The 25,737-nt window shown below is 70.0% G+C and carries 23 protein-coding genes; 17 read left to right on the top strand and 6 right to left on the bottom strand.

The genetic code is table 11. The features are described 5' to 3' along the window. Positions 1–50 precede the first annotated feature (50 nt). From rbsK to ACFV2X_RS03770, 5 genes are all read left to right on the top strand, one after another. The gene (rbsK, locus tag ACFV2X_RS03750; protein WP_385610962.1) at positions 51–983 is read left to right on the top strand and encodes a ribokinase; all 933 of its coding nucleotides are present in this window, start codon (positions 51–53) and stop codon (positions 981–983) included. Beyond that, a complete protein-coding gene (rbsD, locus tag ACFV2X_RS03755) occupies positions 980–1,384 on the top strand; it encodes a D-ribose pyranase (protein ID WP_385610965.1) in 405 nt (134 codons plus the stop codon). The genes rbsK and rbsD overlap by 4 nt, the downstream gene beginning before the upstream one ends. A 491-nt stretch (positions 1,385–1,875) precedes the next feature. Next, the gene (locus ACFV2X_RS03760; protein WP_385610968.1) at positions 1,876–2,373 is read left to right on the top strand and encodes a PEP/pyruvate-binding domain-containing protein; all 498 of its coding nucleotides are present in this window, start codon (positions 1,876–1,878) and stop codon (positions 2,371–2,373) included. Between the two features lie 165 nt (positions 2,374–2,538). Further along, on the top strand, positions 2,539–3,027 hold the full coding sequence (locus tag ACFV2X_RS03765) for a dual specificity protein phosphatase family protein (RefSeq protein WP_385610971.1): 489 nt from the start codon (positions 2,539–2,541) through the stop codon (positions 3,025–3,027). A 58-nt stretch (positions 3,028–3,085) separates the two neighbouring features. Then, the gene (locus ACFV2X_RS03770; RefSeq protein ID WP_385610973.1) at positions 3,086–3,916 is read left to right on the top strand and encodes an endonuclease/exonuclease/phosphatase family protein; all 831 of its coding nucleotides are present in this window, start codon (positions 3,086–3,088) and stop codon (positions 3,914–3,916) included. 27 nt (positions 3,917–3,943) lie between these two features. Here ACFV2X_RS03770 and ACFV2X_RS03775 read toward each other — a convergent pair whose 3' ends face one another. After that, on the bottom strand, positions 3,944–4,744 hold the full coding sequence (locus tag ACFV2X_RS03775) for an ArsR/SmtB family transcription factor (RefSeq protein ID WP_385610976.1): 801 nt from the start codon (positions 4,742–4,744) through the stop codon (positions 3,944–3,946). A gap of 289 nt (positions 4,745–5,033) precedes the next feature. Here ACFV2X_RS03775 and ACFV2X_RS03780 point away from each other — a divergent pair, with 289 nt between their 5' ends. From ACFV2X_RS03780 to lanM, 5 genes are all read left to right on the top strand, one after another. Beyond that, complete coding sequence (locus ACFV2X_RS03780) at positions 5,034–5,891, top strand: BTAD domain-containing putative transcriptional regulator (RefSeq protein WP_385610979.1); 858 nt, start codon at positions 5,034–5,036, stop codon at positions 5,889–5,891. Positions 5,892–6,075: 184 nt separating this feature from the next. Continuing rightward, complete coding sequence (locus tag ACFV2X_RS03785; RefSeq protein ID WP_385610981.1) at positions 6,076–6,279, top strand: plantaricin C family lantibiotic; 204 nt, start codon at positions 6,076–6,078, stop codon at positions 6,277–6,279. Positions 6,280–6,304: 25 nt separating this feature from the next. Further along, positions 6,305–6,499, top strand: a complete 195-nt coding sequence (locus ACFV2X_RS03790; RefSeq protein ID WP_385610983.1) for a class II lanthipeptide, LchA2/BrtA2 family — start codon at positions 6,305–6,307, stop codon at positions 6,497–6,499. Positions 6,500–6,627: 128 nt separating this feature from the next. Continuing rightward, entirely contained in the window at positions 6,628–9,699 is a 3,072-nt protein-coding gene (locus tag ACFV2X_RS03795) for a type 2 lanthipeptide synthetase LanM family protein (RefSeq protein ID WP_385610986.1), read from the top strand. Position 9,700: 1 nt separating this feature from the next. Continuing rightward, on the top strand, positions 9,701–14,752 hold the full coding sequence (gene lanM, locus ACFV2X_RS03800; protein ID WP_385610989.1) for a type 2 lanthipeptide synthetase LanM: 5,052 nt from the start codon (positions 9,701–9,703) through the stop codon (positions 14,750–14,752). Positions 14,753–14,826: 74 nt separating this feature from the next. Here lanM and ACFV2X_RS03805 read toward each other — a convergent pair whose 3' ends face one another. Further along, on the bottom strand, positions 14,827–15,471 hold the full coding sequence (locus tag ACFV2X_RS03805) for a class I SAM-dependent methyltransferase (RefSeq protein WP_385610991.1): 645 nt from the start codon (positions 15,469–15,471) through the stop codon (positions 14,827–14,829). An 11-nt stretch (positions 15,472–15,482) separates the two neighbouring features. Next, positions 15,483–16,685 (bottom strand): serine hydrolase domain-containing protein, encoded by a 1,203-nt coding sequence (locus ACFV2X_RS03810; protein ID WP_385610994.1) that lies wholly within the window; start codon positions 16,683–16,685, stop codon positions 15,483–15,485. Between the two features lie 175 nt (positions 16,686–16,860). Here ACFV2X_RS03810 and ACFV2X_RS03815 point away from each other — a divergent pair, with 175 nt between their 5' ends. Both ACFV2X_RS03815 and ACFV2X_RS03820 read left to right on the top strand, forming a co-directional pair. Beyond that, positions 16,861–17,523, top strand: coding sequence for an SDR family NAD(P)-dependent oxidoreductase (locus tag ACFV2X_RS03815; protein ID WP_385611477.1), 663 nt, complete (start codon positions 16,861–16,863; stop codon positions 17,521–17,523). Positions 17,524–17,665: 142 nt separating this feature from the next. Continuing rightward, a complete protein-coding gene (locus ACFV2X_RS03820) occupies positions 17,666–19,222 on the top strand; it encodes a substrate-binding domain-containing protein (RefSeq protein ID WP_385610996.1) in 1,557 nt (518 codons plus the stop codon). Positions 19,223–19,238: 16 nt separating this feature from the next. Here ACFV2X_RS03820 and ACFV2X_RS03825 read toward each other — a convergent pair whose 3' ends face one another. After that, positions 19,239–20,333: an alkene reductase gene (locus ACFV2X_RS03825; protein ID WP_385610998.1), complete on the bottom strand. Its 1,095-nt coding sequence runs from the start codon at positions 20,331–20,333 to the stop codon at positions 19,239–19,241. Between the two features lie 51 nt (positions 20,334–20,384). On the opposite strand from ACFV2X_RS03825, the gene ACFV2X_RS03830 reads away from it, so the two are divergent. Beyond that, positions 20,385–20,789, top strand: a complete 405-nt coding sequence (locus ACFV2X_RS03830) for a MerR family transcriptional regulator (RefSeq protein WP_385611001.1) — start codon at positions 20,385–20,387, stop codon at positions 20,787–20,789. A gap of 63 nt (positions 20,790–20,852) precedes the next feature. On the opposite strand, the gene ACFV2X_RS03835 is transcribed toward ACFV2X_RS03830, so the two are convergent. After that, positions 20,853–21,227 (bottom strand): MerR family transcriptional regulator, encoded by a 375-nt coding sequence (locus tag ACFV2X_RS03835; RefSeq protein WP_385611003.1) that lies wholly within the window; start codon positions 21,225–21,227, stop codon positions 20,853–20,855. A 61-nt stretch (positions 21,228–21,288) separates the two neighbouring features. Here ACFV2X_RS03835 and ACFV2X_RS03840 point away from each other — a divergent pair, with 61 nt between their 5' ends. After that, a complete protein-coding gene (locus tag ACFV2X_RS03840; RefSeq protein WP_385611005.1) occupies positions 21,289–22,395 on the top strand; it encodes an alkene reductase in 1,107 nt (368 codons plus the stop codon). Between the two features lie 49 nt (positions 22,396–22,444). Further along, the gene (locus tag ACFV2X_RS03845) at positions 22,445–23,341 is read left to right on the top strand and encodes a fructosamine kinase family protein (RefSeq protein ID WP_385611007.1); all 897 of its coding nucleotides are present in this window, start codon (positions 22,445–22,447) and stop codon (positions 23,339–23,341) included. 30 nt (positions 23,342–23,371) lie between these two features. On the opposite strand, the gene ACFV2X_RS03850 is transcribed toward ACFV2X_RS03845, so the two are convergent. Further along, positions 23,372–24,490: a methyltransferase domain-containing protein gene (locus ACFV2X_RS03850; protein WP_385611009.1), complete on the bottom strand. Its 1,119-nt coding sequence runs from the start codon at positions 24,488–24,490 to the stop codon at positions 23,372–23,374. A gap of 387 nt (positions 24,491–24,877) precedes the next feature. On the opposite strand from ACFV2X_RS03850, the gene ACFV2X_RS03855 reads away from it, so the two are divergent. Continuing rightward, the gene (locus ACFV2X_RS03855; RefSeq protein WP_385611011.1) at positions 24,878–25,087 is read left to right on the top strand and encodes a hypothetical protein; all 210 of its coding nucleotides are present in this window, start codon (positions 24,878–24,880) and stop codon (positions 25,085–25,087) included. Continuing rightward, complete coding sequence (locus ACFV2X_RS03860) at positions 25,077–25,643, top strand: DUF6879 family protein (RefSeq protein WP_385611013.1); 567 nt, start codon at positions 25,077–25,079, stop codon at positions 25,641–25,643. The genes ACFV2X_RS03855 and ACFV2X_RS03860 overlap by 11 nt, the downstream gene beginning before the upstream one ends. Positions 25,644–25,737: the final 94 nt, after the last annotated feature.

Raw genomic sequence — 25,737 nt, forward strand, 5'->3', positions numbered from 1 at the left:
GAGCACCTGAACCCCTCAGGCACACACAGCGAAACGAAAGGACGTACAGGATGCCCGACTACGACCTGCTGGTCGTAGGGTCGGCCAACGCCGACCTGGTGATCGGAGTCGAACGCCGCCCGGCCGCCGGGGAGACCGTCCTCGGTTCCGACCTCGCCGTCCACCCGGGCGGCAAGGGCGCCAACCAGGCCGTCGCCGCCGCCCGACTGGGCGCCCGTACGGCCCTGCTGGCGCGCGTCGGCGACGACGGACACGGCCGTCTGCTGCTGGAGTCGCAGCGGGACGCGGGCGTGGACACCGCGGGCGTCCTGGTCGGCGGCGCGCCCACCGGCGTGGCGCTGATCACCGTGGACCCGTCCGGCGACAACAGCATCGTGGTCTCCCCCGGCGCCAACGCCCGGCTGAGCCCAGAGGACGTACGGGCCGCGGCCGGTCTGCTGGCCTCGGCCGGTGTGGTCTCGCTGCAGCTGGAGATACCGCTGGAGACGGTCGCGACGGTCGTGGAGGTGGTCCGTACGGCGGGCGAGGGACCTCAGGGCGTCGGCCCGCGTATCGTCCTGAACCCCTCGCCCCCCGCCCCGCTCCCCGCCGAGGTGCTGGCCGCCTGCGATCCGCTCGTGGTCAACGAGCACGAGGCGCGCTTCCTGCTGGGCGACGACCCGGCGGGCCGGGAGGAGGCCCCCGAAGCCTGGGCGGCCGCCCTGCTGGCGCGCGGCCCGCGCTCGGTGGTGATCACCCTGGGCGCCGCGGGCGCGCTCGTCGCCGACCGCGACCGTACGGTCCTGGTCCCCAGCCTCCCGGTCAAGGCGGTGGACACCACCGGCGCCGGGGACGCCTTCACCGGCGCGCTGTCCTGGCGCCTGGGCGTCGGCGACGACCTCGAGACGGCGGTCCGGTTCGCCGTACGGGTCGGCGCTGCCGCCGTGACCCGCGCCGGCGCGCAGGAGTCCTTCCCCACGGCCGAGGAGGTCGCGGCGCGATGAAACGATCCGGGATCTTCAACCGCCGGCTGAGCGGGGCGATAGCCGAGTTGGGCCACACCGACATGGTGATGGTCTGCGACGCCGGACTCCCCATCCCCGCCGGACCGGGCGGCCCGGCCGTGGTCGACCTCGCCCTCGTGGCGGGGGTGCCGTCCTTCGAGCAGGTGCTGACGGTGCTGCTCGACGAGCTGGTGATCGAGGGGGCCACGGCGGCCCTGGAGGTACGGGAGCACAACCCGTCCGCGACCACGCTGCTGGACGGCCTCTTCCCCGGGCCGGCGCTGGAGCTGGTGCCGCACGAGGACCTGAAGGCACGGACGGCTACGGCGCGGCTGGTGGTACGGACGGGGGAGGCGCGGCCGTACGCGAATGTGCTGCTGAGGTGCGGCGTTCCGTTCTGATCAGCGGCCCTTCCTCCTGCTCGACGTACGGGCGGGCGCGCAGCGGGAACGGGCTCCCGGGGGAAGGGACAGACATGTTTCGAGGGGCCCGGTCCATGGACCGGGCCCCTCGCTTCCCCCTCCGCAAGGCTTCCTCTTCTTCCCTGGATTCCCCCCCGGAATCCTCCCCCAGGAAGCCTGACGCCACATACGACCCGCGTGAAGCCGGAAGGGTTGCACGATTTTCTGGAGTTATCAATCCGTGACGTCTCGTCAATCACGCGATCCACGGCCGGGGTCCGCACACTGACCGGAACGACCCCCTCCAGTGACCGGAAACCGTCCATGACCTGGCCCGCAGGACAACGCGCTGCGAATATTTCACCAGATGGGGATTTATTGCCCCGGGCCGCGAACCGGACCGGGCGCGGCCCCGCCCTTCGTCCCGCTGTCAGGCAACGGGCCCACCCCGCGCGTCCCCCTTGTTGGCGGCCGGAACGGGAGGGTGTCCGATGACGACGATCGACACGCGCACGACCCATGTTGTCCCCCTGGTTCATCCCCTCGCGCGGCAGCCCGCCGCCGCGGGCTCCAAGGCCGCGCATCTGGCCCGCGCGGCCGGTGCGGGACTCCCCGCCCTGCCCGGTTTTGTGATCCTTCACGGCTCCGAGTCCGAGACACCGGACGAGGACGGGTTGACCACACACCAGGCGTGGCGCGAGCTGTCCGCCGACGGGGCCCGCCCTCTGGTCGTACGGTCCTCCTCGCCGCAGGAGGACACCCATGATTCCTCCATGGCCGGGCAGTTCGCATCGGTCCTCGACGTACGCGGCCGGGACGCCTTCCGCGCGGCCGTACGGACCGTCCTGGACTCGGCGCGCCGCACCCGGTCCGGCACCGACTGCCACCTCACGCGGCGCGGCAGGCTGCTGCGTACGGAACCGCCGGGCGGCCCGGCCGACCCCGCGGTGGCGCGGCCGCCGACCAGAGCCGCCCCATCACCGGGCTAGCCGCCCGCCCGGCGCGCGGCGCCGGCCTGCTCGGGCCCGCCCCGCCCCCTGCTGCTGTGGGCCACCGGCGCCCTCGGCATCCTGCTCCTGTCCCATCTCGTAGGCGAGCGCACCCCCGAGCCCCCGCACACCGTCGCCGTCCGTGGCATCCACCACTTCCAGCCGGTGGACCGGGCCGGGCGATTGTGGCGGGGCTCGGCCCCCTCCCCCGAGGGCTACCGGCGGCTGGCGCGGCTGCGCTTCACCACCGTCGTCGACCTGCGCGCCGAGGACCTGACGGCCCGGCAGCTCGCGTTGCCGGAGCGGGCCGGGCTGCGGGTGGTCCGGCTTCCGATCCGGGACGGTCAGACGCCCGAGCCCGGCAAGGTCGACCGCTTCCTGGACGTCGTCCGCACCGCGCCCGGCCGGGTGTTCGTCCACTGTGGCGCGGGGGTGGGCCGTACGGGCACGATGTCCGCCGCGTATCTGGTCCGTACGGGCGAGCAGACCGGCCCCGCGGCCGCGCGCCGCAATCTGGCCGTCGGCCCGCCCTCCCTGGAGCAGATCTACTACGCGCTCACCCTGACCCCCGACCGGGCCGCCCAGCCGCCGCTGCCGGTCGTGGCGCTCAGCCGTTTGATCGACGCCCCGCGCCGCATCTGGTCGAGATTGTGATGATCGCACCCGGAAGGTGATCACCACACGCGGCGAATGGGAAGGTGGGAGCGGCGGTATGCGCGTGATGACGTGGAATGTGTGGTGGCGGTTCGGCCCGTGGGAGCGGCGCCGCGAAGCCATCCTCGCCGTCCTGCGCTCGGTGCGGCCGGACGTGCTCGGGCTGCAGGAGGTGTGGGCGGACGGCGACGAGAACCTCGCGGGCTGGCTCGCACAGGAGCTCGGCATGCACTGGACCTGGGCCGCCTCCGACTCCCCCCAGAAGTGGCAGCGCCGTATCGGGGACCCGACCATCAACTTCGGCAACGCGGTGCTCAGCCGCTGGCCCATCGCCGAGCGGGACGTGGCGCGGCTGCCGGCCGCGGGCGGCCCGGACGACGGGCGGCTGGCCCTGTACGCCCTGGTGGACGCGCCCGGCCACCCCGCGCCGTTCTTCACCACCCACCTCAACGCCGACCCGCACGAGTCCGCGGTCCGCTGCGCCCAGGTCACCGCCCTGGCCCGCTTCATCGCCGAGCACCGCGGCGCAGGTCCCTTCCCGCCGGTGGTCACCGGGGACTACAACGCCTGGCCGGACTCCGACGAGATGCGGCTGCTCGGCGGATACCGTACGGCCCCGGCCGTCCCCGGGCAGGTCCTCCTGGACGTCTGGGAGTACGCCGACCCGGCGGCGCCGTGGGCCACCTGGGACCCCGCCAACCCGTACGTCGCCCGGACCTTCGAGCCGAGCGCGCGCATCGACTACATCCACGTCGGCCCGCCGGGACCCGACGGGCTCGGCCACGTCCGCTCCGTACGCCGCGCGGGCGACGGACCCGTCGACGAGGTCGGCGTCTGGCCCTCCGACCACGCGGCGGTCGTGGCGGAGCTGGCGACGGGCAACTGGTAGCCCACCCGCCGCCTCCGGCCACACGGCCTACTGCTCCGCCACCGGCTTGCCGCCCTCGAGGAGCGTCTTCAGGGACGAGAGGATCATCACCCAGCCGCCGCTCACACCCTCCAGCATCTTGCTGTCCGGGCTGTCGAACCCGTCGTGCGTGATGGTGAGCTTCACACCCATCCCCGGCTCCTCCGCCGGTTCGATGTCGAAGGCGACCCTGGACTTCTCCTTGCGGGCCTCCTCGTATTCCTCGTCCGAGCCGAACAGCTCCCGGTGCATCGGGAAGATCCGGTGCCAGCTGTACGCGAGCCGCTTGCCCGGCTCAGCCTCCAGCACCTGCTGGTCCAGGTCCTCGTAATCCCCGTCGGGGCCCATTTTCCACAGCACCGGCGACCCGACCTTCCAGTCGGACTTGGGCCCCCAGCCGCCGAAGTACCGCTGGGCGAACTCGGCGTCGGTCAGCGCCTCGTACAGCCGCTCCGGTGTGGTCTGGATGTACATCACGTAGACGAATTCGGGCTTGCTCACAGTCGTTCCTTCCAGGGTCCGCTTGAGATGGCCGAGGGCGCTCAGCCGCCCGCGCTCGTATTTGCCGATCCATCGATCCGATATCTCCTGGATGGGCACCGGATTCAGATAGTGCAGCTTCTCCCGCCCCCGCCGGACGGCCGTGACCAGACCGGCCGCCTCCAGCACCGCCAGGTGCTTGCTCACGGCCTGCCGACTCATTTCCAGGCCCTCGCACAGCTCCCGCAGGGTCTGCCCGTTCCGCGTATGAAGCCGGTCAAGCAGACGCCTGCGACTGGCGTCGGCGAGCGCCCGGAACACGTCGTCCATGTGGTCATCCCTCCGCCGACCCAGAATGGCAACCATCCGGTTGCCTGTCAACCCGCGGCGGATCCGTCCGGGACGTGCATGACGACCGCCGCGCACCTCTGTGACCAGGCAGGACGGGGCCGGACAGGGGTCGGACGGCAGCGGACTGTCCGGGACGCCGTCCATCCGTTGTTCCGCCCGGGCCGCGTTGGTAGGCATTGATTGCCGGCATTCACGCGGCATCACGGTCTGCTCGATCTCGACGAGCTGGAAAACGGGGAGAAGAGAGTTGACGGCCATCAAGACAGCCATGAAAAGCGAGGGGGAAACGGCGGCCCTCTCGACCATCGACCGGGACCCACGGGCGGCGGAATCGCTCATGCTCTTCAGAGTTCTCGGCCCCATGAAAGTCATCAACGGAGACGAACCGTCCTCGCCACTCCGGCGAGCCATTCTCACCGCCCTTCTGCTCCGCGCCGGACAGGCCATCACCATCGCCGAGTTCACCGAATTGCTGTGGGATGAGCCGCCCGCCTCCGCCGCGGCCAACATCCGCAGTCACCTCACGGCGCTGCGCCGCGACCTCGACGACGTCGAACCGGGCCTGAGCCGACGGGTGCGGACCTGCCGCGGCAGCCTCAGCGGCTACGCCCTGGACGTCGCCCCCGAGGAATTCGACGTACCGATGTTCATGGTGTCCGCCCGGCACGGCCGCAACCTGCTGCTGCGCGGCGACGCGGAGCGTTCGGTGGCCGCGCTGGAGAAGACGGTGGCGCTGTGGCGCGGCCCGTTCGGCCCGAGCCTGCCCCCGACCCGCTGGTTCGGCGCGCATGTCGCCGGGCTCAACAGCGCGCGCTTCGACGCGTACCAGGACCTGTTCACCGCCGCCATCCTGGCCGACCGCACCGAAACGCTCTCCTATCGGATCGAGAGCGCCATCGCCGAGGCGCCCTATCGGCAGCGCTTCTGGGAGCTGCTGTCCGCGGTGCACTGCATCAACGGCGACGCCGTCGGCGCCCTGGACGTCATCGGGCGGTGTCAGCGCCTGTTCGCCGACGACCTGGGGCTCGGCCTGCCGCCGAACGTCGCGGCGATGCGGACCGCGGCGCTGAACTGGGACCGCGCGGAGGCCCAGCGTCTCGTGGCGACTCTGGCGCCGGCTGCCTGACGCTCAACGCCGATCGCCGACCGCCGACCGCCCGGCGCATGTGCGGGCCGTATGCACGGCCTGTGCGCGAACCTCGCTCTTCGCCATGCGGCCATTCAACAACGGCCTCGCAGAATGAATTCACGGGCCGCCGGAAGAGCGGGGCGCTCGGCGCCCGTAATCAGTCCGACGAAGGAGACAGAAAATGCATCAGGAATTCGAGGGAGACATCTCCCTCGTGGAAGAGCTCGCGGAACAGGACTTGCACGACGCCGCACAGCACGGCGGCACCATCACCCCGGGGCAACTGATCCCCATCTACCTTCGCGTCAGCGCGCACTACGGGGGGAACGGCGGGTTCGGATTGTTCTGCACCCTGTCCAAGGAATGCCAGCCCAACTGCAACTGACGAACAAACAGAGGAGGGAATTGCCATGCAGAAAGACACAGATGTCCTCGGCGCATGGGACGAGGCCGAGCTCGTCGAATTGAGCGAGGCAGACGTCCACGGGGGCACCGATCCCGCCGTCACCGGCTTGATCATCGGCATCATTGGAATCCAGGCCGCTGTCGCCACCGCGGTCTCCAACGCCGTCTGCCCCACCACCAAGTGCACCAGCAGGTGCTGAGCGCTGGGCGTCCGGTTCGGTGAGTACGTAGCGCATCGCGGCGGAACGGGGGCCTTCGGACGGGCCCCCGGTTCCGCCCCGTCCGCCGAATTCCGACGCGTCCACCTGGATATGGAGTATTACGAGTCGTGGAAACCACAGCCCCGTACTATCCGGAACTGAGCGAAGCTCAGATCTCGGATTCCATTGCGCCGCTGGCGCAATTCGACGCACAGACCCTCGAAGTATTCCGAGACATCGAAAGCCGCCGGGCCGCCGTATCCCCGAGCGCCGCCACTCGCGACGCTGTGGCACGGTGGTGCGCGGCCCCCGAGCGTTACCCGTTCCAGAAAATCATCAGGGACGCCACCGCCTCACTCGCGGACCCCGACCCCGTCACCCCGTTCGCGCCGCTGTTCGCCGATCCCCCAGCTGTGCTGCAGGACCTGCTGGAACGTGCCGAGGCCCGGCTGCGCTTGGTGTACACCAGGCCGTTGGTCGCCGCCATCAACCACGCACGCCGCCACGGTCGGCTCGTGGGCGCGGACCCGGCCCTGCGGTACCGGTATTTCGTCGACCAGTCGACCCGCGGTTCCTTCGAGGAACTGAGCGGCCTGTCGTTCCCCGTGCTGCGGGATGTCACGCGCGTCGTGCTGGCCTACGAGGCGCACAACTTCCGGGAGCTCTGCCTGCGGCTCACGGCCGACCAGGACACGATCGCCGCCACCTTCGGCATCGGCCCGGCGGACCGGATCGTCTCCTGCGGGTTCGCCGACGGCGACGCCCACCACCATGGCCGCAGCGTGTCCGTCCTGGAGTTCCGGTCCGGCAGGAAGCTGGCCTACAAACCGCGCGACGTGTCCTGCGAGGCCGCGTACGCCGTCATCGCCCGCGAGGCCAACGCCTGGCTGGGCACCTCCCTGGTCGCCGCCGAGGTCCTGGAGCGGGCCGGCTATGGATATGTGGAGTACGTGGCGGCGGAGGACGTCTCCGACATCTCCGCACGGTTCATGGCGGCCAGCGGCGAGCTCGCCGCCGTGATGTATCTGCTCAACGCGCAGGACATGCATCTCGAGAATGTCGTCGCCACCCGCCGCGGCCCAGTGCCGATCGACCTGGAGACGATCCTCCAGCCCGTCCGGCTCCACCTCGGTACGCCCGAGGAGACACCGGACAACGCCCATCACAGGATCGCGCAGTCGGTCTACGGCATCGGGATCCTGCCCCTGCTCATGGCCGGCCGGGACGAGGACTCCGGCTATGTCGACCTCGGCTTCCTCGGCGAACAGGGCAGCGGCGAGTCGCCGTTCAAGGCCCTCCAGTTCGAGGCCCCGTTCACCGACCAGGTGCGACTGACGCTGAGCAGGCAGGCGGCGGAGGAACGGCAGACGGTCGTGGGAACGCTGAGCCAGGACGAGGTCCACGCGCTGGGCGAGCGGATGGCGGCCGGATTCTTCCGGGTGTGCCGCGCGGTGCTGTCGGACAAGGAACGCTGGACGGCGCTGGTGCGCAAGGCCGCTGCCGACGTGCGCGTGCGCTACCTCCACAATCCGACGATGTTGTACGCGCAGACGCTGCGCACGGCGTCGAGCGCCCGGACCATGAGTGACCCCGCGTCCTATCTGGCGGTGCTGAAACGGGTGGCCATCGTCAGCGAGCCCTCCGCGCGCGCGATCGTCCGCTCCGAGTTGCGGCAGCTCGCGGGGCGCGACATCCCCTACTTCACTGTTGCCGCGACGGACGTGGCCCTCACGGACGGCGAGGGCACCGAGGTCGGGGCGGCGCTGACCGCATCGCCGCTGGATCTGGCCGCGGCCAAGGTCGCCGCCCTGACCGAGTTCGAGGTGAGCGAGCAGCTGAGGCTCATTCACTCCGCCTTCTCCTGCCGCTTTCCCGACAACCATCTGACCTCGGCCGACGACTTCGGCCCCCCGCTGCCCGGCGTTACGGCGGGCGAGCGGCCGAAGGGGGCTCCGGGCGACGGGCTCGCCGGGGTCGTAACCCGGCTGTGCGACACCATGGTCGCCTCGGCCCTGCCCGACCGGTTCGCCGATCTTCCCCACACCTGGATCGGCCCGCTCGCCTCCGCGCAGTCCAATCGGCCATGGCCGCCCGCGGTGCTCGGATACGACCTGTACACGGGGAGGGTCGGCCCCGCGCTGGCCCTGGCGGCGGCCGGCCGCGTCCTGGACCACCCCGCCTACCGCGGCCTCGCCACACAGATCTTCTCGGCCATCGCGGAGGGCCTGTCCGATCCCCTGCCCGATCTACCGCCCGAGACATCGGGCACCAGGCAGACGGCGCCCTACTCGGCCTACACCGGATCGGCCGGCATGCTGTTCGCGCTGGTGGCGGCGGGCAGGCTGCTCGAACAGCCCGATTGGGTCCGCGCCGCGCAGCGGGCGGTGCCGGACGTGCTCGACCTCGTGGCCGCCGCACCCGCGGCTGACCGGCCGCTGGACATGATCAGCGGGCTGGCGGGCGTCCTGTCCAGCGTGACGGCCATCGGCGGACCGAACGCCGGCGAGTCGGCCGCCACACTGACGGCCATGCTCACGGACGCCCTGGCGCCGGACGCCCTGCGGCCGGACGCACATCTCCCCGTACTCGACCAGTCCGGCTTCGGACACGGGGTCAGCGGTGTCATCCACGCGCTGAGCCGGGCCTACCCGCGTCTGCCCGAGCAGCAGCGAAAGGGCGTCGAGGCGACGCTGTCGCGCCTGATCGACCGGCTATGGAACTTCTACGACCCCGCCGAGGACGACTGGCACTCCAACATGGCCGCCCCCGGGTCCTTCTCGACCGGCTGGTGCCATGGCTCGGCCGGCATCGCGCTCGCCCTCACGACGTACACCGCGATGACCGGCGACGAGTCGGTGGAGCGCATGCGGAAGGTGGCCGTGGGCAACATGGTCCGCAGCGGCTTCGGGCGCAACCTGACCTGGTGCCACGGAGATCTCGGCAACCACGACATCCTCTCCGCCGTGGCGCACGACCGGGACCCTTCGCTGCGCACCGCGGTCGCGGACGTCGAGCGGACATGGCTGCGCCCCGAGGTGTTCACCCGCAAGGCCGGTGACACCCGGAGCCGGTACGCGCACACCAACAGCCTCCTCGTAGGGACCGCCGGGATGGTGATCCATCTCGTCAACCGCCTCGATCCGTCCGTGCGTCTGTCCCCCGTCGAGCTGAGCGTCGATCTGAGCACGGAGGGCCGATGACATGACGTGGAACACCATCGTCCGCCGGTCCGGCCCGGCCCGACGCGTACCGACGATCACGCAGGTGGCCCAGACCGAATGCGGCCTGTGCTGCTGCGTCGCGGTGCTGCGCTACCACGGGCGCGCGGAGGAGATATCCAGCGCGCGGCAGGTCATGGAGGCCGGCCGGGACGGACTCAGCGCCACCCAGCTGGCCCGCTTCCTCCGGGAGCGCGGCATGGACGCGAAGCTCTTCCGCGTCAAGGATGTGTCGGCGCTCGCGAAGTTCACTTCGCCGGTGATCCTCTACTGGGAGGACCACCACTTCGTGGTCCTCGAGCGGTTCGACGGCCGCAGAGCGGTCATCATGGACCCGGCGCTCGGGCGGCGGCGCCTCAGCAGGAAGGAGCTGGAGGCAGCCTTCAGCGGTATCGCGGTGTCCGCCGAGCCGGGCCCTGACTTCGAACCGACGCCGCGGAAGTTCATGGCGGAGTGGCGCGGGGTCTCGCTCTTCGCGAAGGGTTCGCGCAGGCGGATCGCGCTGGTGGGGTTTCTCTCGCTCGGTGGATACGCGGGAACCCTCGGCATACCGATGCTGACGGAATGGGCGGTCGACCGGTACGCCCGCTGGGGAGGACTGGACGACCTGGCCACGGTCCTTTCGGTCATCATCGCCGTAGCCGTCGGGTATTTCGCGCTGTATCTGCTCAGAGTCGCCGTTCTCTCGTCCGTGGTGGCGATGATGGGCGAGCATCTGATGATCCAGACGTTCTCCAAGCTGCTCTCCCTTCCGTACAAGTTCTTCACGACGCGACAACCCGGTGAACTTCTGTTCCGGCTCAACAGCGTGAATGTGATCAGGGATCTGCTCTCCTCACGCGTGGCCCAGGGCGTGCTGGATGTCGGGACCCTGGTGTGCGTCAGCGGCTATCTGCTGATCGCCGAATGGCGGCTCGGCCTGGTGGCGGCGGGACTGTCCCTGGTCAATGCCCTGTATCTGATGAAGACTCGGGTCCGGGTGCTGGAGTCCGTGGACACGGAGATGACCCAGCTGAGCAAGAGCCAGTCGGCCCAGCTGGACGCGATCGTCTCGGTGCCCACCATCAAAATGGGCGGCTATGCCGCCGAGTTCCTGGCCGGCTGGAGCAAGGTCTATTCCTCGTCCCTCCAGGCGATGAAGGACCGCATGCGCCTGCAACAGGGCCGGATCTCGGGCCTGACCTCCACCACCCAGATGTTCGGCCCGCTGATCCTGCTGCTGTCGAGCCTGTACCTCGTCGGCCATGGGCAGATCTCCCTGGGCCAGGCCATGGCGGTGCAGACGGTGTCCGGCACCTACTTCGCACTGTCGACTTCGGTGTTCCAGACCTGCACCGAGTTCGCCGAGGCGTCCCGCTACATGGCGCGGCTCAACGACATCGCCGAGACGCCCTCGGAGGATCGTGGCGGCGACCTCAAGCGGCTGCCCTCGACCTCCATCCGCCTGACCGACATCGGCTTTCAGTACACGCCCCACAGCGACCCGGTCCTGACCGATGTCTCGATCGACATTCCGGCCGGGGCCAAGGTCGCCCTCGTCGGCCCCTCGGGATCCGGTAAGAGCACCCTGGGGCGGATCATCTGCGGGCTCTACGAACCGACGTGCGGCACCATCGAGTTCGGCGGGCGGGACATGAGCGAATACGACAAGGATTCGCTGCGCCGCTCCATCGGATACATCCCCCAGGAAGTGCATCTGCACAATCGCTCGATCCTGGAGAACCTGACGATGGGGCAGGACATCCCCGAGGAACACGTCCGAGAATTCTGCGAGAGCGTCGGAATCCTCGACTTCCTCCAGGACCTTCCCATGGGGCTCAACACGCTGATCTCGGAAATGGGCGCGAACTTCTCCGGCGGTCAGCGGCAGCGGCTCGCCATCGTACGGACCCTGCTCCAGCGGCCCGCGATCCTGGTCCTCGACGAGGCGACGGCCTCGCTGGACACCATCAACGAGCGACGCGTCACGGACATCATCCAGGACCTGGGCGCGACGCAGATCATCATCGCCCACCGGCTGGCGACCATCAAAGCGGCCGACCGCATTTACGTGCTCGACCGCGGACGCGTCATCGAACAGGGCACACACGAGGAATTGCTGAACGGAGGACCGGTCTACATGAATCTCTACGCGGAAAGTGACCCCGATGTCCAGGTATCGGGGCGGGAAGTATCGGGACCGGAAAGCATGACCGGCCCGGAAGGACCGATCCCCGACCCGGACGTCTCGATCCCCGCCTTCCTGCCGTTCTATCAGCACCTCGTGCCCAGGAGCTCCGTGGTCGCGGCGCTGCGCGAGGTCATGACCCCGGTCACCCGCCCCGAACGGCGAGACGCGGTGGTGGACACCATCTGGGGGGAGCTGCTGACGGCCGTCGAGGGCCACTCCTTCCGTACGCTGATCGGCGAGTTCCACACCTTCCGCGAGGGCCTTGGGCTGCCCATGACGGCCGACGTCGACGAGGCACTGCAGCGGTTCCGCAGGCATCTCGGCGCGCCCGGCACCTGCCGGCGCATCGCCGACACCTACCCGGTGCTGCGGCAGCGGCTGGCGACCCTGGCGGACAACTCGCTCGACGCGTACACCGATATGTTCGCCGCGTACACGGCGGACCAGGAGGCGCTGCGGGCCGAGGGCCTGACGCCCCGTACGACGGCGGCCGGGGAACTGATCGAGGACATCTTCCTCACCGGGTCCGATCCGCACAACGACAACCGCCAGGTGATCGGGGTGCGGCTGACCAGCGGCACACGGCTGATCTTCAAACCGCGCGCCCTGGCGACGGACAGTTTCGTACGGGACCTGTACGCCGCCGCCGACCCCTACCTCACCTTCTCGCTGCGCGACTGCCTGCCCATGTCGCTGACGTCCGGCTCCCACGGCTGGCAGCAGTTCATCCCTTCGGAGCCGATGACCTCGCCCGATCAACCGGCCCGGTACTTCTACCGGTTCGGCGCGCTGTGCGCGATCCTCTCCGCCATCGGGGCGTCCGATCTGCACGACGAGAATCTGCTGGCCCACGGCGAGAACCCCTGCGTGATCGACACCGAGACCATCCTGCGGCCGGACGCGGGCGTCGAGAACGACACGCTTCCGCACCTGCTGATCAATCACATGAAGCTGTCGGTCGCCTCCACGATGCTCGTCCCCTCGATGAGCCCCGCCTCCCCCGTCGACTTCCTCATGGCGGGGGTGGGTGTGGCCGGCGATCAGCCCTCCAAGATGACCAGGACGGTGATCCGCGACATCGGCACCGACGGCATGTCCGTCGGGCGTGACCCCATCACCTACCGCCAGGACGCCAACGTGCCACGGCTGGGGGACGCACCGCTGTCCGCGACCGACCACTTCTCCGATGTGCTGGCCGGCTACTCCGACGCCCTCGAATTCGTGCGCGGCGGTGCGATCCCGGCGCTTCTCGACGCCCACCGGGACATGCCCGTCCGGTATGTGCTGCGGGCGACGCTGGTCTACGCCCGGTTCATGGACGCCTCGACGCACCCCTCCTACCTCGCCCGGCCCGAGGAGGCCGAGCGGCTGTTCGGACTGCTCGGGAACTCCGGCCAGTTCACGGCCGAGTTGGCCAGTCGCGTCGGCGACGAAGAGCGCGCCGGTATGCACACGGGGAACGTGCCCTATTTCAGCTCGCGGGCGGACTCCACCGACCTGGCGACGTCGCGGGTGCGCTTCCCCGAGGTGTTCAAGACCTCGTCGGTGGACCACGCCCGGCGTGGCGTCACCCTCAACGCAGCCCGGCCGGACGGCTATCACCACTATCTGCTCGAGGAGTGCTTCGGCGAGGTGTTCGGCGAGGACAGCCCGGCCGGGCTGTCCCGGCACAGCGTGTTCGCTGCGCCCCTGCGGCACGCCCGCCCGGGCACCTGGTGGCCGGAGATCGCGCGTCGGATCGCCGACCTCGGCGTAACCCTCCACACCCCGGACGGCCCGCGGACCGGCTGGCTGGGCGGCATCGGCCCCGGGCGGGCCGCGGCCACCATCACCCCGGGCAACTTCATCTCGTTCCACGACATGGGCGGCATCATCGCCTTCCTCAACCGGGCGACCAGCCTGGACGACGGCTTCCGGACCATTCACCACCGCGCCGACCAGGGACTCGACGAACTGCTCACGGCGTACGGCGAGACGCTGAACCAGACGCCGGAATCCGTGTTCAGCGGCGCCTCCTCCCTGCTGCTCACCCGGCCGCAGACGGCGCCGTCCGACTGGCTCGGATCCCTTCTCGACAAGATCGACGCGCGGTCCGCGTCGAATGACCTGGAGACCGACCTCAGCAACGGCCCGGCCGGTCTGCTGATGGTCCTGCTGTCCCGCCTGGAGGCCGGCGACGACCCGGCCGCCCTGTGCGGCGAAGACCGGCTCGCGCGCCTGCGCGATCTGGTCCTCGGCCACCTCCAGGCCCCCAGGACCGCGCCCTGGTTCGACCTGGCGCACGGCGAGCTGGGGCTCCAGTGGGCCCGCGCCCGTATCGGAAGGGTCCTCGGCGACGAGGCGCCGGCCCGGGAGTCCGCGGACTGGCTGACCGCACGGACCGGGTCCGGTACGGGAACGTCGCTCGCGGGGTGGTGCAACGGCGCGGCCGGTCTGCTGCTGGCCTCCGCCGAGATCCTGTTCTCCGCCGGCCGGGCGGACGAACTGTCCGGCCGTCGGCTGACGACCCTGGTCGACGCGGCGACACGGCTGCCCGCCCGCCGCCCGGTCGACCTGTCCGTCTGCCACGGCAGCAGCGGCGTCGTCCAGTCGCTGATCGCCACGGGGCGCGTGCTCGGCGACGACTCGCTGCTGACCCGAGCGCGCGAATACCAGGAGCTCGTCCTGACCAGGGCCCGCGAGAACGGGTTCTACACGGGGTCGCCCGGCCGGACCTCGCTGCTCGGCTACATGCTCGGCTGGGCCGGCATCGGCGACACCGACGCCCTGCTGCATGCCGCGGAGCAGAACCACGACGACGGCTTCTTCCGCGTCCCGGTGGCGATGACCTCGGAATTCGCGCGGCCGGGCCAGCCGGTGGGGTGAGTACGGGGCAGGTGAGTACGGGACAGCGACACGCCGTCGTCACGGCGTGTCGCCGTCCCACATCGACCGCAGAATTACTTGGCCTTGCGCATCAGCAGACGCCCGTGGCCGAACCGCTCCCCCTCGCACGGCTCACGCTGCATCCGGGCGGCCTCGACGAACCCGGCCTTGCCGGCCAGCCCCGCGAGCTCGTCGATCGGCCACCGGTAGGCCGTCGTCACCCTGTGGTCGAACTCCGTGACCGGGTCACCCTCCGACTCGAAGAACGCGAGCAGGAGATGGCCTTCAGGCGCGAGCACCCGGTGGAACTCCGCGAAGAACGAGGGCACGTTCTCCGGCGGGGTGTGAATGAGCGAATACCAGGACACGACGCCGTTCAGCTCGCCGTCGGCCAGGTCCAGGGCGTCCATGGAGCCGACCTCGAACCGCAGGTCCGGGTATGCCTCGCGGGCGATATCGATCATCACCGGCGACAGATCGACACCGAACACCTCCAGCCCCAGGTCCCGCAGGTGCGCGGTCAGATAACCGGGGCCGCAGCCAAGCTCGGCGACGGGCCCGGCAGCGGCGGTGGTCCGCACGAGTTCGGCGAACGCGGCGAGCATCGCGCGATCCAGCGGACGAGCGTCAAGCGAATTGCGGGCGAGTTCGGTGTAGAGGACGGCCACGGCGTCGTAGGCATCCGCTGTCGTACTGAGGTGGGAGGAGAGGTCGGTCACAAGCGAGGACCCTAGGGCCTCCCCTGGCGCGCTGACGAGTGGCAGAAATCCGCCTTGATCACGTTCCTGGCGGGTTCGTCGTCGTTCCAGTTGTCGTTCGTGTTCAGCGACAGCACATGGCTGCCGTCCTCGGTCGAAACGGCGTAGGTGACCGATCCCAGGATGTCTCCGTCGTGCCCCCACACCGTCACGCCGCACGTCAGGGGGTAGCTCCGCACACCGAGCCCGTACGCGTATCCGCGCCCGGTGTCGACGCCGGTCAGCAACTCGTCCTGCTGACGCGCGGGAAGGACGCGCCCGCCGAGGAGCGCCCCGAAGAAGCGGTTCAGATCGTGGGTGGTGGAGATGATCTCCCCGGCCGCCCCGGCCATGGAGGGGTTGAACTCGGTGACGTCGTAGACCTTCGCCTCCGGCGAGTCGACGAACAGACGGGAGTACGCCCGCGCATGGGGCTCCGGCAGGGTCGGGGAGAGCCCCGGTACGACGGTCTCGTCGAGACGCAGCGGGCGGAGCAGCCGGCTCTCCACCACGTCGGCGTAGCTCTGCCCGGTGGCGGCCTCGATGACCATCCCCGCGAGGAGATAGTCGGTGTTGGAGTAACGCCACTCGTCCCCCGGCTCGAACACGGGCGGGTGGGAGGTGGCGATCTTGACGAGTTGGTCCGGTGTCCAGCTGTCGTAGCGGTGCTCCAGAAACGCCGCTCCGGTGTAGCGGGAGACGAAGTCCTGGTCCTTGAGGATGTCGAAGACACCGCTGGTGTGGTTGAGGAGTTGGCGAAGGGTGATGCTCCGACCGTCGTAGTCGCTGTGGACGAACACTCCGGGAAGCCACTTCTCGACGCTGTCGTCCAGACTCAGGCTCCCCTCCGCCTCGAGCTTCAATAACGTGACCGCGGTGAAGGTCTTGGTGATGCTGCCGATACGGAAGTGATCCGCCCGCGTCCGTGGCCGGGGCCGCTCCAGATCCGCGACCCCGGCCGTGCCGTACCAGGACCGCCCCCGGCCTGAGTCGACTCCGGCAATGGCGCCGGGAGTACCGCTTGCGACCAGGTCCTCCAGCGCGGCCTGGGTGGCCGGGCGCCCCGGGCCGGTGGGCTGCGGCGGCCGGTGCTGCTGGGCGCTTGCGGTGGACATCGGCGCGAGGGCCAACGCGACGACGGCTGCTGCGACAAGACCGGTGAGCGTGCGGGGTCGGCGCAGATGATGTCGATTCATGTTCGCGAAATTACGGGCGATTCGCGGCGCCGCCATCAGGGATCACCCTTGCTCTGCCCTTGACCTACCCCGAGACCGGTGGGGCTCAGCGGTTGACCTTGACACTGATGTGAGACTTTAGCCTTCCTTCGCCGGGATCTCAGACGACGAGATCTCCGACGACGAAGGAGCAATGATGCCGGGAGCAGTGATCATCGGAGCGGGACCGGGGCTCGGCCAGTCGGTCGCCCGCCGCTTCGCACGCGAGGGTCTGCCGATCACCCTCGTGGCACGGTCCGAGAAAACACTGACGGCGGCGGCGGAAGCCCTGTCCGCCACCGGGGTGCCGATACGCCCCCTGGTCGCCGACAGCACCGACGAACGCGCCCTGCGCACCGCCCTGGACACCGCGATCGAGGAATTCGGCCTGCCCGACGTCGTGGTGTACAACGCGGCGATCATCCAGGCAGACTCGCTCGGCGAGCTGTCCGTATCCGCGCACCTGGACGCCTGGGCCGTCAACGTGGTCGGGGCGATCAACGCCGCCGCGCGCGTCGTCCCGGCGATGGCGGAGCGTGGCAGCGGTTCGTTTCTCATCACCGGCGGAATGCCCGAACCGAAGCCGCAGTACCTCAGCCTCTCCCTCGGCAAGGCCGGTGTGCGGTCGTTGGTGGCGCTTCTCGACCAGCAGTACGGCGCCTCCGGTGTGCATGTGGCCACGGTGACCGTTGGCGGCCCGGTCGCCCCCGGCACGGATTTCGACCCGGATGTCATCGCCGAACACTACTGGCGGCTGCACACCCAACCGCGGCACGAGTGGGAGCGGGAGGTCCTGCACAGCGGGCGCAGCGGCGCCTGACCGAAGCCGTCGGCGGTGGGGCCGCGAGACGGTTGAACACGGGACGAACACTTGATGAGACTTCAGTCGCATCGGCCCCGCATCCACATCAGAGTCGTACATTCACCCTCTCAGGGCTCATGACCTGACGGGGGGAAAGATCATGGGATGGCTGACGGAGCTGGTGGCTCCGGAGAATCTGCTGGCTCTGCTCGGTGTGGTCGTCACGGTCGGGGGGCTGTCGTACGAGCGGCTGATCCCGGGCCGGAAGCGCATCGGATACCGCGTCCAGATGGACACGCTCATAGACGACAGCCCGGACGACGGCCACATCCACCATCGGCTGCGCATGTTGGAGAACACGCCCGATCTCGCCGGGGCCTCGCTGGTGCTGCTGCGGATCGAGAACGACGGCTTCCGCAGCGTCGACATCGACGACTACATCACCGCGCCCTCGACGGAACACCGCGGGCTCACCGCCATCTTCCCCAATCGCACGGTCATGGACGTGGCCGTCACCGAGCCCAGCCACCCGGATCTGCTGCGGTACCTGCCGCAGCGCGGGACGGAGACAAGTCCTGGGCTCATCTGCCATGACAATGAGATCTCCCTGCCGAGAGTGCCGCTGAACAAGGGCGACCACTTCAAACTGCTGGTGTTGCTGACCGGCGCCGGGACCGACAAGGAGCCGCACGTCGTCGGCCGCATCAGGGAGGGCAGGATCCGCAACAACGAGAATTTCCGGCGCCCGAGCAATCGCGTCCTGGGGCTCATCGGCAGCCTGGTGATCCTCATGCTCCTCCAGCCCATCGGCTTCCAACTCCTGGAACCGGACCCGCTGCGTCAAGGCTGCGCCAAGGGGACGCTCAGCGTCGTCGGCTCCACCGCGTTCGAACCGGTGATGAACGACCTGGGCAAGGCGTACGAGGAGGACTGCGACGGCGCCGCCCACATCACCGTCGACGCCCAGGGCAGCGGTCGCGGCACGGACACGCTGCGGGACGTCGGGGAGGGCGCGAAGGGCTTTCCGGCGTATCTGTCGTTCTCCGACGGGCGGGAGGGGAGCGGGGATCCAGGACTCAAGGAGCATCTGACCGCGCTGTCCGTGTTCACGATGGTGGTGAACACGGAGGTCCGGATATCGAATCTGACCCTCGATGATGTGCGGAAGGTCTACTCGGGCGAGATCACCAACTGGAAGCAGCTCGTCGGCGGGCCCGATCTGCCGATCAGGCTGGTGAGCCGCGACGGGAAGTCGGGCACGCGCGGGGTGTTCGAGAACCGGGTGCTGGGCAGCACGACCGAGCCCGCGCGTACGTCGGACAACTGCCGAACGCCGAAGTTCGGCAACACGCACATCGTGCGCTGCGAGCTCGACGGCACGGAAGAGGTGCTGAAGACCGTGGCGCGGACGCCGGGCGCGATCGGCTACACCGAGCTGAAGGCGGCCAACGACCGCGCCGAGGAGCGGAAGGATGTGCGGCTGCTGGGCCTGGGCGGGCACCGGCCCTCGATCGACACCGTCAGGGACGAGACATATCCGTTCTGGGAGCCCGAGTACGCGTACACCTACCGGACCCCGCCGCCCAACTCCCTCACTTCAAAGTTCCTGGACTTCCTGGCCGGCGACACCGGACGGAATCTCATCGAGCGCCACGGCCATCTGCCCTGCTCGGCCCCGGAGAACGTCCAGGCGTGCCAGCGGGCGCATCGCGCGTGAGGCGCACCGCGCCGGGTCAGCCTCCGGACGGGGCAACGGACATCAGCGGATAGTCGGTGTAGCCCTCGGGGCCGTGCGAGTAAAGGTGCCGCTCGTCGATGGTGTTCAACGGCGCCCCGGCCGCGAACCGCAGGGGCAGGTCGGGGTTGGCGATGAACGCACGGCCGTAGGAGACGAGGTCCGCGCGGCCGTCCGCCAGCACCTTCTCTCCGGCCTCCCAGGTCGTCGCCTCCCCGTTCTCGCCGACGTTGGCGATGAGTCGGCCGGACCAGCGGGGACGGAGGTCGTCCAGCGCCGGATAGCGGGCGTTGTCCGTGAGGTGGAGGTACACCAGTCCCGCACTGTCGATCGCGTCGACCAGGGCCCGGTAGACCGGGGCGGGATCGGCCTCGGCCATCCCGAACTGCGGATTCCCCGGCGAGATGCGCAGCGCCGTACGCTCCGCCCCGATAGCCCCGGCGACCGCCTCGACCGCCTCGACGGCGAACCTGATCCGACCCGCCACCGAGTCTCCGTAGGCGTCCCGGCGCAGGTTGGTGTTGTCCGCGAGGAACTGGTGAATGAGGTAGCTGTTGGCGCCGTGCAGTTCCACGCCGTCGAAGCCCCCCTCGATCGCGTGACGAGCGGCCTCGGCGTAGTCGTCGAGGGCGGTGCGGATGTCGGTGAGACTCATGGTGCGGGGCACGACAGCATCGGCTTTGCGCCCGCCCGGTAGGTGCACGGGGCCCGGTTCGGGAACGGCGGAGGGTCCGGCGGGGACGGAGCCGTCGATGCGGGCCAGCGGATGCCCCTTGCGGCCGCCGTGCATCAGCTGCGCGAAGATCCGGCCGCCCGCGGTGTGCACCGCTTCGGTGACCTTCCGCCAGCCGGCCACATGCGCTTGCGTCTCCAGACCGGGGACGCGCCAGTCGCTCTGGCCGCGCCGGCTCGGCCAGATCCCCTCGGTGATGAGAAGACCGGCGCTCGCGCGCTGCGCGTAGTAGTCGGCGACGAGCGGGAGCGGAGTGCCGTCCTCGTGGGCGCGGAAGCGGGTCATCGGCGCCATGACGATGCGGTTGGGCAGGTGGAGCGGCCCCAGGGAATGAGGGGTGAGAAGGTCTGCGTTGCTCATGCCGAGACATTAGAGGCTCACATCGGTGTCAGATTCAAGTGGAGGCGGCGAGTGCGCATCGGTGAACTGGCACGCCGTACGGCAGTCAGCGTGCGTTCGCTGCGCTACTACGAGCAGCAGGGGCTGCTCGCCTCACACCGCACGCCCGGCGGCCACCGCGCCTACGACGAGGGCGCGGTGGACCGGGTGATCCGTATCCAGGAGCTCTACGCCGCCGGGCTGTGCAGCTCGAAGATCGCCGCGTTGCTGCCCTGCATGCGGGACGCGGACGGCGGTCCTTCGCCGGCGGCCACCCCGCTGCTGGTCACCGAGTTGTGCGAGCAGCGGGAGCGGCTGGACCGGATGATCGCGGAACTGGCCCGCGCGCGCGAGGTCCTCGACGGCGTGATCGAGGCGGCTTCGGGTGAGCCGGTGGACGGCCCGCTCGCCCGGGCAGGTGAGGATCAGAACCCGTGAACGCCCGTCCGGCGGGCTCAGACCCGAGGCCCCACCGGAGAGCAGGCAGCCGATCCCGGCGATTCAGCCCTCCGCCGCCCCGGCCCCCGAGGCCGTGTCGATGACCTCGTTCAGGACGGCGCGCGAGCGCTGGAGGTCCTGGATCATGCGGTCGATCCGGTCCCGCTCCGCCGTGAGGTCCATGACCAGGTGTGCGTCGGCGATCTCGGACGGTCCGCCGTCGGCGTCCCGCATACAGGGCAGCAACTGCCCGATCTTCGTGCTGGACAGCCCCGCGGCATACAGCTCCTGGATGCGCAGCACACGGTCGACGGCGGCGTCCACGTAGTCGCGATGGCCACCGGGGGTGCGCTGCGCCGTCAGCAGCCCCTGCTGCTCGTAGTAGCGCAGGGACCGCTCGCTCACCCCCGTACGCCGGGCCAGCTCACCGATCCGCATGACGCACCTCACACCGTACGAGCTTGAATCTGACATCAATGGCAAGTTCTACGGTACCCGCATGACGAACACCGCGACCACATCCCGCCTCCTCACTGCCACCCGACTCGGCCCCCTGGACCTGGCGAACCGCCTGGTCATGGCACCCATGACACGTAACCGCGCCGACGCCGACGGCAGCCCGACGCCGCTCATGGCCGACTACTACGCCCAGCGCGCCTCCGCGGGGCTGATCATCGCCGAAGCGGCCACCCCCAACGCGGTCGGCCAGACCTACCCCAACATCACCGCCATCCACACCGACGCCCATGTGTCCGGCTGGCGGCAGGTCACCGAGGCCGTGGCCGCCGCGGGCGGCGGGCCGATGTTTCTGCAGCTCCAGCACGGCGGCCGGGTCGGACACCCCGACAACAGCGGGCTGATCCCCGTCGCCCCCTCCCCGATCCCGCTCCCGGAGCCCATCCACACCCCCACCGGCCGCCAGGACGCGGTCACCCCCCGCGAGATGACGCGCGACGACATCCGGGCCACCGTGAACGACTTCGCCGCCGCGGCCCGCCGCGCGCTCGACGCCGGGTTCGCCGGTGTCGAGGTGCACGCCGCCAACGGCTATCTCCTCCACCAATTCCTCGCCCCCAACACCAACCGGCGCGACGACGCCTACGGCGGCACCGTGGAGAACCGCATCCGGTTCGTGGCCGAGGTCGCGGGCGCGGTCGCCGAGGCGATCGGCCCCGACCGGGTGGGCCTGCGCATCTCACCCGGCAACCCCGTCAACGGCATCGCCGACACCGACGCCGACATCCTGTACCCGGCGCTCCTCGCCCGCGTGGCCGACAAGAACCTGGCCTACCTCCACATCGTCCTCGCCGACCCCGATCAGCCCCTCTTCCAGCGCATCCGCGAGGACTGGCCCGGCACGCTGATCGCCAACCCGGTCCTCCGCCGGGGCCCCCTCCCCGCCGACGGCGGACGGCAGGCGGCCGAACGGCTCCTGGCCGCGGGAGCCGACCTGATCTCCCTCGGCCGCCCCTTCCTGGCCAACCCCGATCTCGTCGAACGGCTGCGCACCGGGGCGCCCATGAACCAGATCCGCGACAAGTACCTGATGTACGTGGGCGGCCCGACCGGCTACACCGACTACCCCACCCTCGACGCCGTACGCTGATGGCCCGGATACGTCCCGTACGCTCGCGGCCCGAAGGGATGCCAACACGATGCCGGCCACGTACGAAAACGGGACCGCCGAGAACGGGACCGCCGAAGACCCGGGCGCCGCGGCGACCCGCCTCACCGGCCGCCCGGTGACCGGCCTCCGCCCCCTGTCGGGGACGCTGGCCGAAGTCGTGCTCGGCGGCGGGCAGGTGGTGATGGTCAAGCGCGGCTCCGCCCCCGGAGCCGCCCTCGCCGAGGCCGCGGGGCTGCGCTGGCTGGCCGAGGCCGGGACGGTCCGCGTCCCGGCGGTGCACGGCCACGACCCGCACTGGCTGGTGACCGAGCGGGTACCGACCGGCCGCCCGAGCCCCGAGGCGGCGACCCGGTTCGGCCACGACCTGGCCGCCCTGCACGCCGCTGGCGCCCCCGCGTTCGGCGCCCCGCCGCCCGGCGGGTCCGAGGACGCGTACATCGGGCTCGCCCCGATGCGCAACGTCCCCGGCGCCGACTGGCCGACCTGGTACGCCGACCACCGGGTACTGCCCTATCTGCGCCGCGCCGTGGACGAGGGCACCATGCGCCCCGCCGAGGCAGCCGTGGTCGAGCGAGTCTGCGAGCGGCTGCCCGACCTGGCGGGCCCGGCCGAGCCGCCCGCCCGGCTGCACGGCGACCTGTGGAACGGCAATGTGCTGTGGGGCGCCGACGGCCACGCCTGGCTGATCGACCCGGCCGCGCACGGCGGCCACCGCGAGACCGACCTGGCGATGCTCCACCTCTTCGGCTGCCCGCACCTGGACCACCTACTCGACGGCTACCAGCAGACCGCCCCACTCGCCGAAGGCTGGCGAGACCGCATCGCCCTGCACCAGCTCTTCCCCCTGCTGGTCCACGCGGTGCTCTTCGGCCGCGGCTACGCCGAACAGGCCCTCACGGCGGCCCGGTCGGCCCTCACGGCCTGACCCGCCCACCAACTCCCTTACGTCCAGCCCCTAGAGGGGCCATCGAGACCCCGCGACCGGATCCCGGCACCACACATACTGCTGGTCCGGCTCGACGGTCATGCCGAAGTCATACAGTTCCGGTCCGCCCTCGCTCACCCACCAGCCCCAGGCCCGCTCCAACTCCTCGACGAGGCGGCGCGGCCCACCCTGATGCGCAATGGCAGCGCCTTCGTTGCCGGACGCGGACAGCACGGCCCACGACGAGACACCGTCGTGCGCCCAGACCGCCGTGCCGTCGCCTGCGTTCATGATGACCACCACGTCGGGCAGGATGACGCGCACCGCGAACAACAGGTGCGCGTCATCCCGGAGCGACAGCAGCTCCCGTGCGACCGGCCGCTCATCTTGCGGCGGCCCATCCCCGCGTACCTCGCTCCAGCCCAGTCCCGCCTCACTCCCCCGACTGGGCATGAACATCGCCAGCCCCTGCACCCAGCCCGTTGCCGAGCCACCGCCCTCGGCCACCGTGAGAGCCACATGCCCCAGCCGCCCCCACGGGGTGACGATCCGCCCGCCCCCGCGCGTCTGGGCCACCCACTCCCAGGGCACCCGGTCCACGGCGTAAGTCGAGATCACCCGGTCGTACGGCGCGCCGGCCAGCCATCCGAGGCTGCCGTCGCCGACCTGCACGTCGACATCCGCCCCCACCGCCGCCAGGCGCCCCCGCGCCCCTGCCGCGAGCCCGGGATCCACCTCGACACTCACCACCCGCCCCGGCCCGGCCCGCCACCCCAACAGCGAGGCATTCCATCCCGCGCCGGTGCCGAGCTCCAGCACGCGATGCCCCTCTTGCAGCATCAGAGCATCCAGCATGTCCGCCACGACGGCCTGGCAGGAGAGACTGGACGACGCCCGGCCGCCGATGACCTGAGTGACGGCCGGGTCGCTCGGCCCCGCGTACACCTCGGCGGCCCACCGCTCAGGATCCTCGGCGCGATCCACCGGCTCGTAGCGGAAGCCGTCCCAGCGCCAGAGCCGGTCCGGGGCGAAAAGATGCCGGGGCAGGGCGGCGACGGCGTCCCGGATCCACGGGGAGCGGTCGGGCCAGTCGCCACCGGCCTCCATGGCCTCCGCCAACCGCATCCGCCGCTCTTCGAACTGGGTCAATGGAGACTACTTCCTGTGCGTGCCCGACGGCGGTGGCGGTTTGGGCACTTGTCCGTCCGTGTTCCCTGGCGGCGGCGTGCCCTGTCCGGGATCGGGATCCGGCTTGTTGTGCTTTCCCATAACGCGCTCCTCGGCAACTGACCCTTGATCAACCCTCCGTGGGTGCAGGGTGGTTGACCTATTCACCATGAAGAAGAATAATTCAGAAGGAGACTGAATAGTCAAGGGGGCCTGAGTGAAGCTCATCCGCGTACGCGGCAACTGCAACGACGAGAAGACCCGTCCGACGCTGTACAGGACCGACCGCCACACGGCAGTGATCCAGGGCTGGACCGTGGCCTCCCGGCAAACGTCGAGTGGGACTCTCTCGCGTCCGACGAAACGGCCGTGGAGATCCCCGCCGAACTGGTGGCCGAAGCCCTGGCGACCAACGGGGCGAGCGACCTTCTCCGACCAACGGATCAGGGCACCGTGGTGATTCACGGTCCGGCCGTCACCGACCCGGAGGCCCTGGAGCAACTGGAACTCCCCGCCGAAGAGTCGGCCATCGAAGTCCCCGTCCATCTCCTGTCCGAGGTGTTCGCACATGTTGAGTAGCGACGAGATGAACGCGTACTTCGACCAAGCACGCTTCGAATGGTTCCGCCTCGAAGCGCTCCGCTCCTACCGCACAGCGGTGGAGCAGCCACGTTTCCGCGCCTACATGGCCGGAGAGCCCTACGACCCGAACGCCGAGCCGAAAGGGTGGTACGAGGAGATCGAGCGCCGGACCGGGGAGGGCATCGCCTACCGCAAGGTCCGTATCGCGAACGGCCCGCTGAGCGACTATGAGCGGTGGGAGTTCGAGTGGTCGTACGCGCCCACCGAGCGCCGAGGGCAGCGCACTTTCGTTCTCGATCGGGCGGAAACCCCCAACACGCCAGACCTGCCCCACTACGACTACTGGATGATCGACGAGCATGTGGTGCTGCGTATGCACTACGACGACCACGGGCAGTTCACCGGGGCTCAGCGGATCGACGCACCAGACGAAATCGCCGCGCATGTGCGCTACAGAGACGCCGCTCTGGCGGCCTCGGTCCCGTTTCCCGACTACTGGAACGCCCACCCCCAATACTGGCGGCAGAATTGGCAGGACACGGCCATGTCCTGATCCACGACCCGAAAGTGCCGCTTCGCATGAACCCCGAGCGTTATGCCACTGACCGCCAGCGGCTGGCTGCCGCCTTGCGCCAGCTGCGCAAGGC

The organism is Streptomyces sp. NPDC059679 (assembly GCF_042734105.1).
GTDB lineage: Bacteria > Actinomycetota > Actinomycetes > Streptomycetales > Streptomycetaceae > Streptomyces.

Bases quoted from the DNA above. Each gene is read 5' to 3' on its own strand.
- rbsK (WP_385610962.1), top strand. From the start codon at position 51: ATGCCCGACTACGACCTGCTGGTCGTAGGGTCGGCCAACGCCGACCTG.
- rbsD (WP_385610965.1), top strand. From the start codon at position 980: ATGAAACGATCCGGGATCTTCAACCGCCGGCTGAGCGGGGCGATAGCC.
- ACFV2X_RS03760 (WP_385610968.1), top strand. From the start codon at position 1,876: ATGACGACGATCGACACGCGCACGACCCATGTTGTCCCCCTGGTTCAT.
- ACFV2X_RS03770 (WP_385610973.1), top strand. From the start codon at position 3,086: ATGCGCGTGATGACGTGGAATGTGTGGTGGCGGTTCGGCCCGTGGGAG.
- ACFV2X_RS03775 (WP_385610976.1), bottom strand. From the start codon at position 4,744: ATGGACGACGTGTTCCGGGCGCTCGCCGACGCCAGTCGCAGGCGTCTG.
- ACFV2X_RS03780 (WP_385610979.1), top strand. From the start codon at position 5,034: ATGAAAAGCGAGGGGGAAACGGCGGCCCTCTCGACCATCGACCGGGAC.
- ACFV2X_RS03785 (WP_385610981.1), top strand. From the start codon at position 6,076: ATGCATCAGGAATTCGAGGGAGACATCTCCCTCGTGGAAGAGCTCGCG.
- ACFV2X_RS03790 (WP_385610983.1), top strand. From the start codon at position 6,305: ATGCAGAAAGACACAGATGTCCTCGGCGCATGGGACGAGGCCGAGCTC.
- lanM (WP_385610989.1), top strand. From the start codon at position 9,701: ATGACGTGGAACACCATCGTCCGCCGGTCCGGCCCGGCCCGACGCGTA.
- ACFV2X_RS03810 (WP_385610994.1), bottom strand. From the start codon at position 16,685: ATGAATCGACATCATCTGCGCCGACCCCGCACGCTCACCGGTCTTGTC.
- ACFV2X_RS03815 (WP_385611477.1), top strand. From the start codon at position 16,861: ATGCCGGGAGCAGTGATCATCGGAGCGGGACCGGGGCTCGGCCAGTCG.
- ACFV2X_RS03820 (WP_385610996.1), top strand. From the start codon at position 17,666: ATGGGATGGCTGACGGAGCTGGTGGCTCCGGAGAATCTGCTGGCTCTG.
- ACFV2X_RS03825 (WP_385610998.1), bottom strand. From the start codon at position 20,333: ATGAGCAACGCAGACCTTCTCACCCCTCATTCCCTGGGGCCGCTCCAC.
- ACFV2X_RS03835 (WP_385611003.1), bottom strand. From the start codon at position 21,227: ATGCGGATCGGTGAGCTGGCCCGGCGTACGGGGGTGAGCGAGCGGTCC.
- ACFV2X_RS03840 (WP_385611005.1), top strand. From the start codon at position 21,289: ATGACGAACACCGCGACCACATCCCGCCTCCTCACTGCCACCCGACTC.
- ACFV2X_RS03845 (WP_385611007.1), top strand. From the start codon at position 22,445: ATGCCGGCCACGTACGAAAACGGGACCGCCGAGAACGGGACCGCCGAA.
- ACFV2X_RS03860 (WP_385611013.1), top strand. From the start codon at position 25,077: ATGTTGAGTAGCGACGAGATGAACGCGTACTTCGACCAAGCACGCTTC.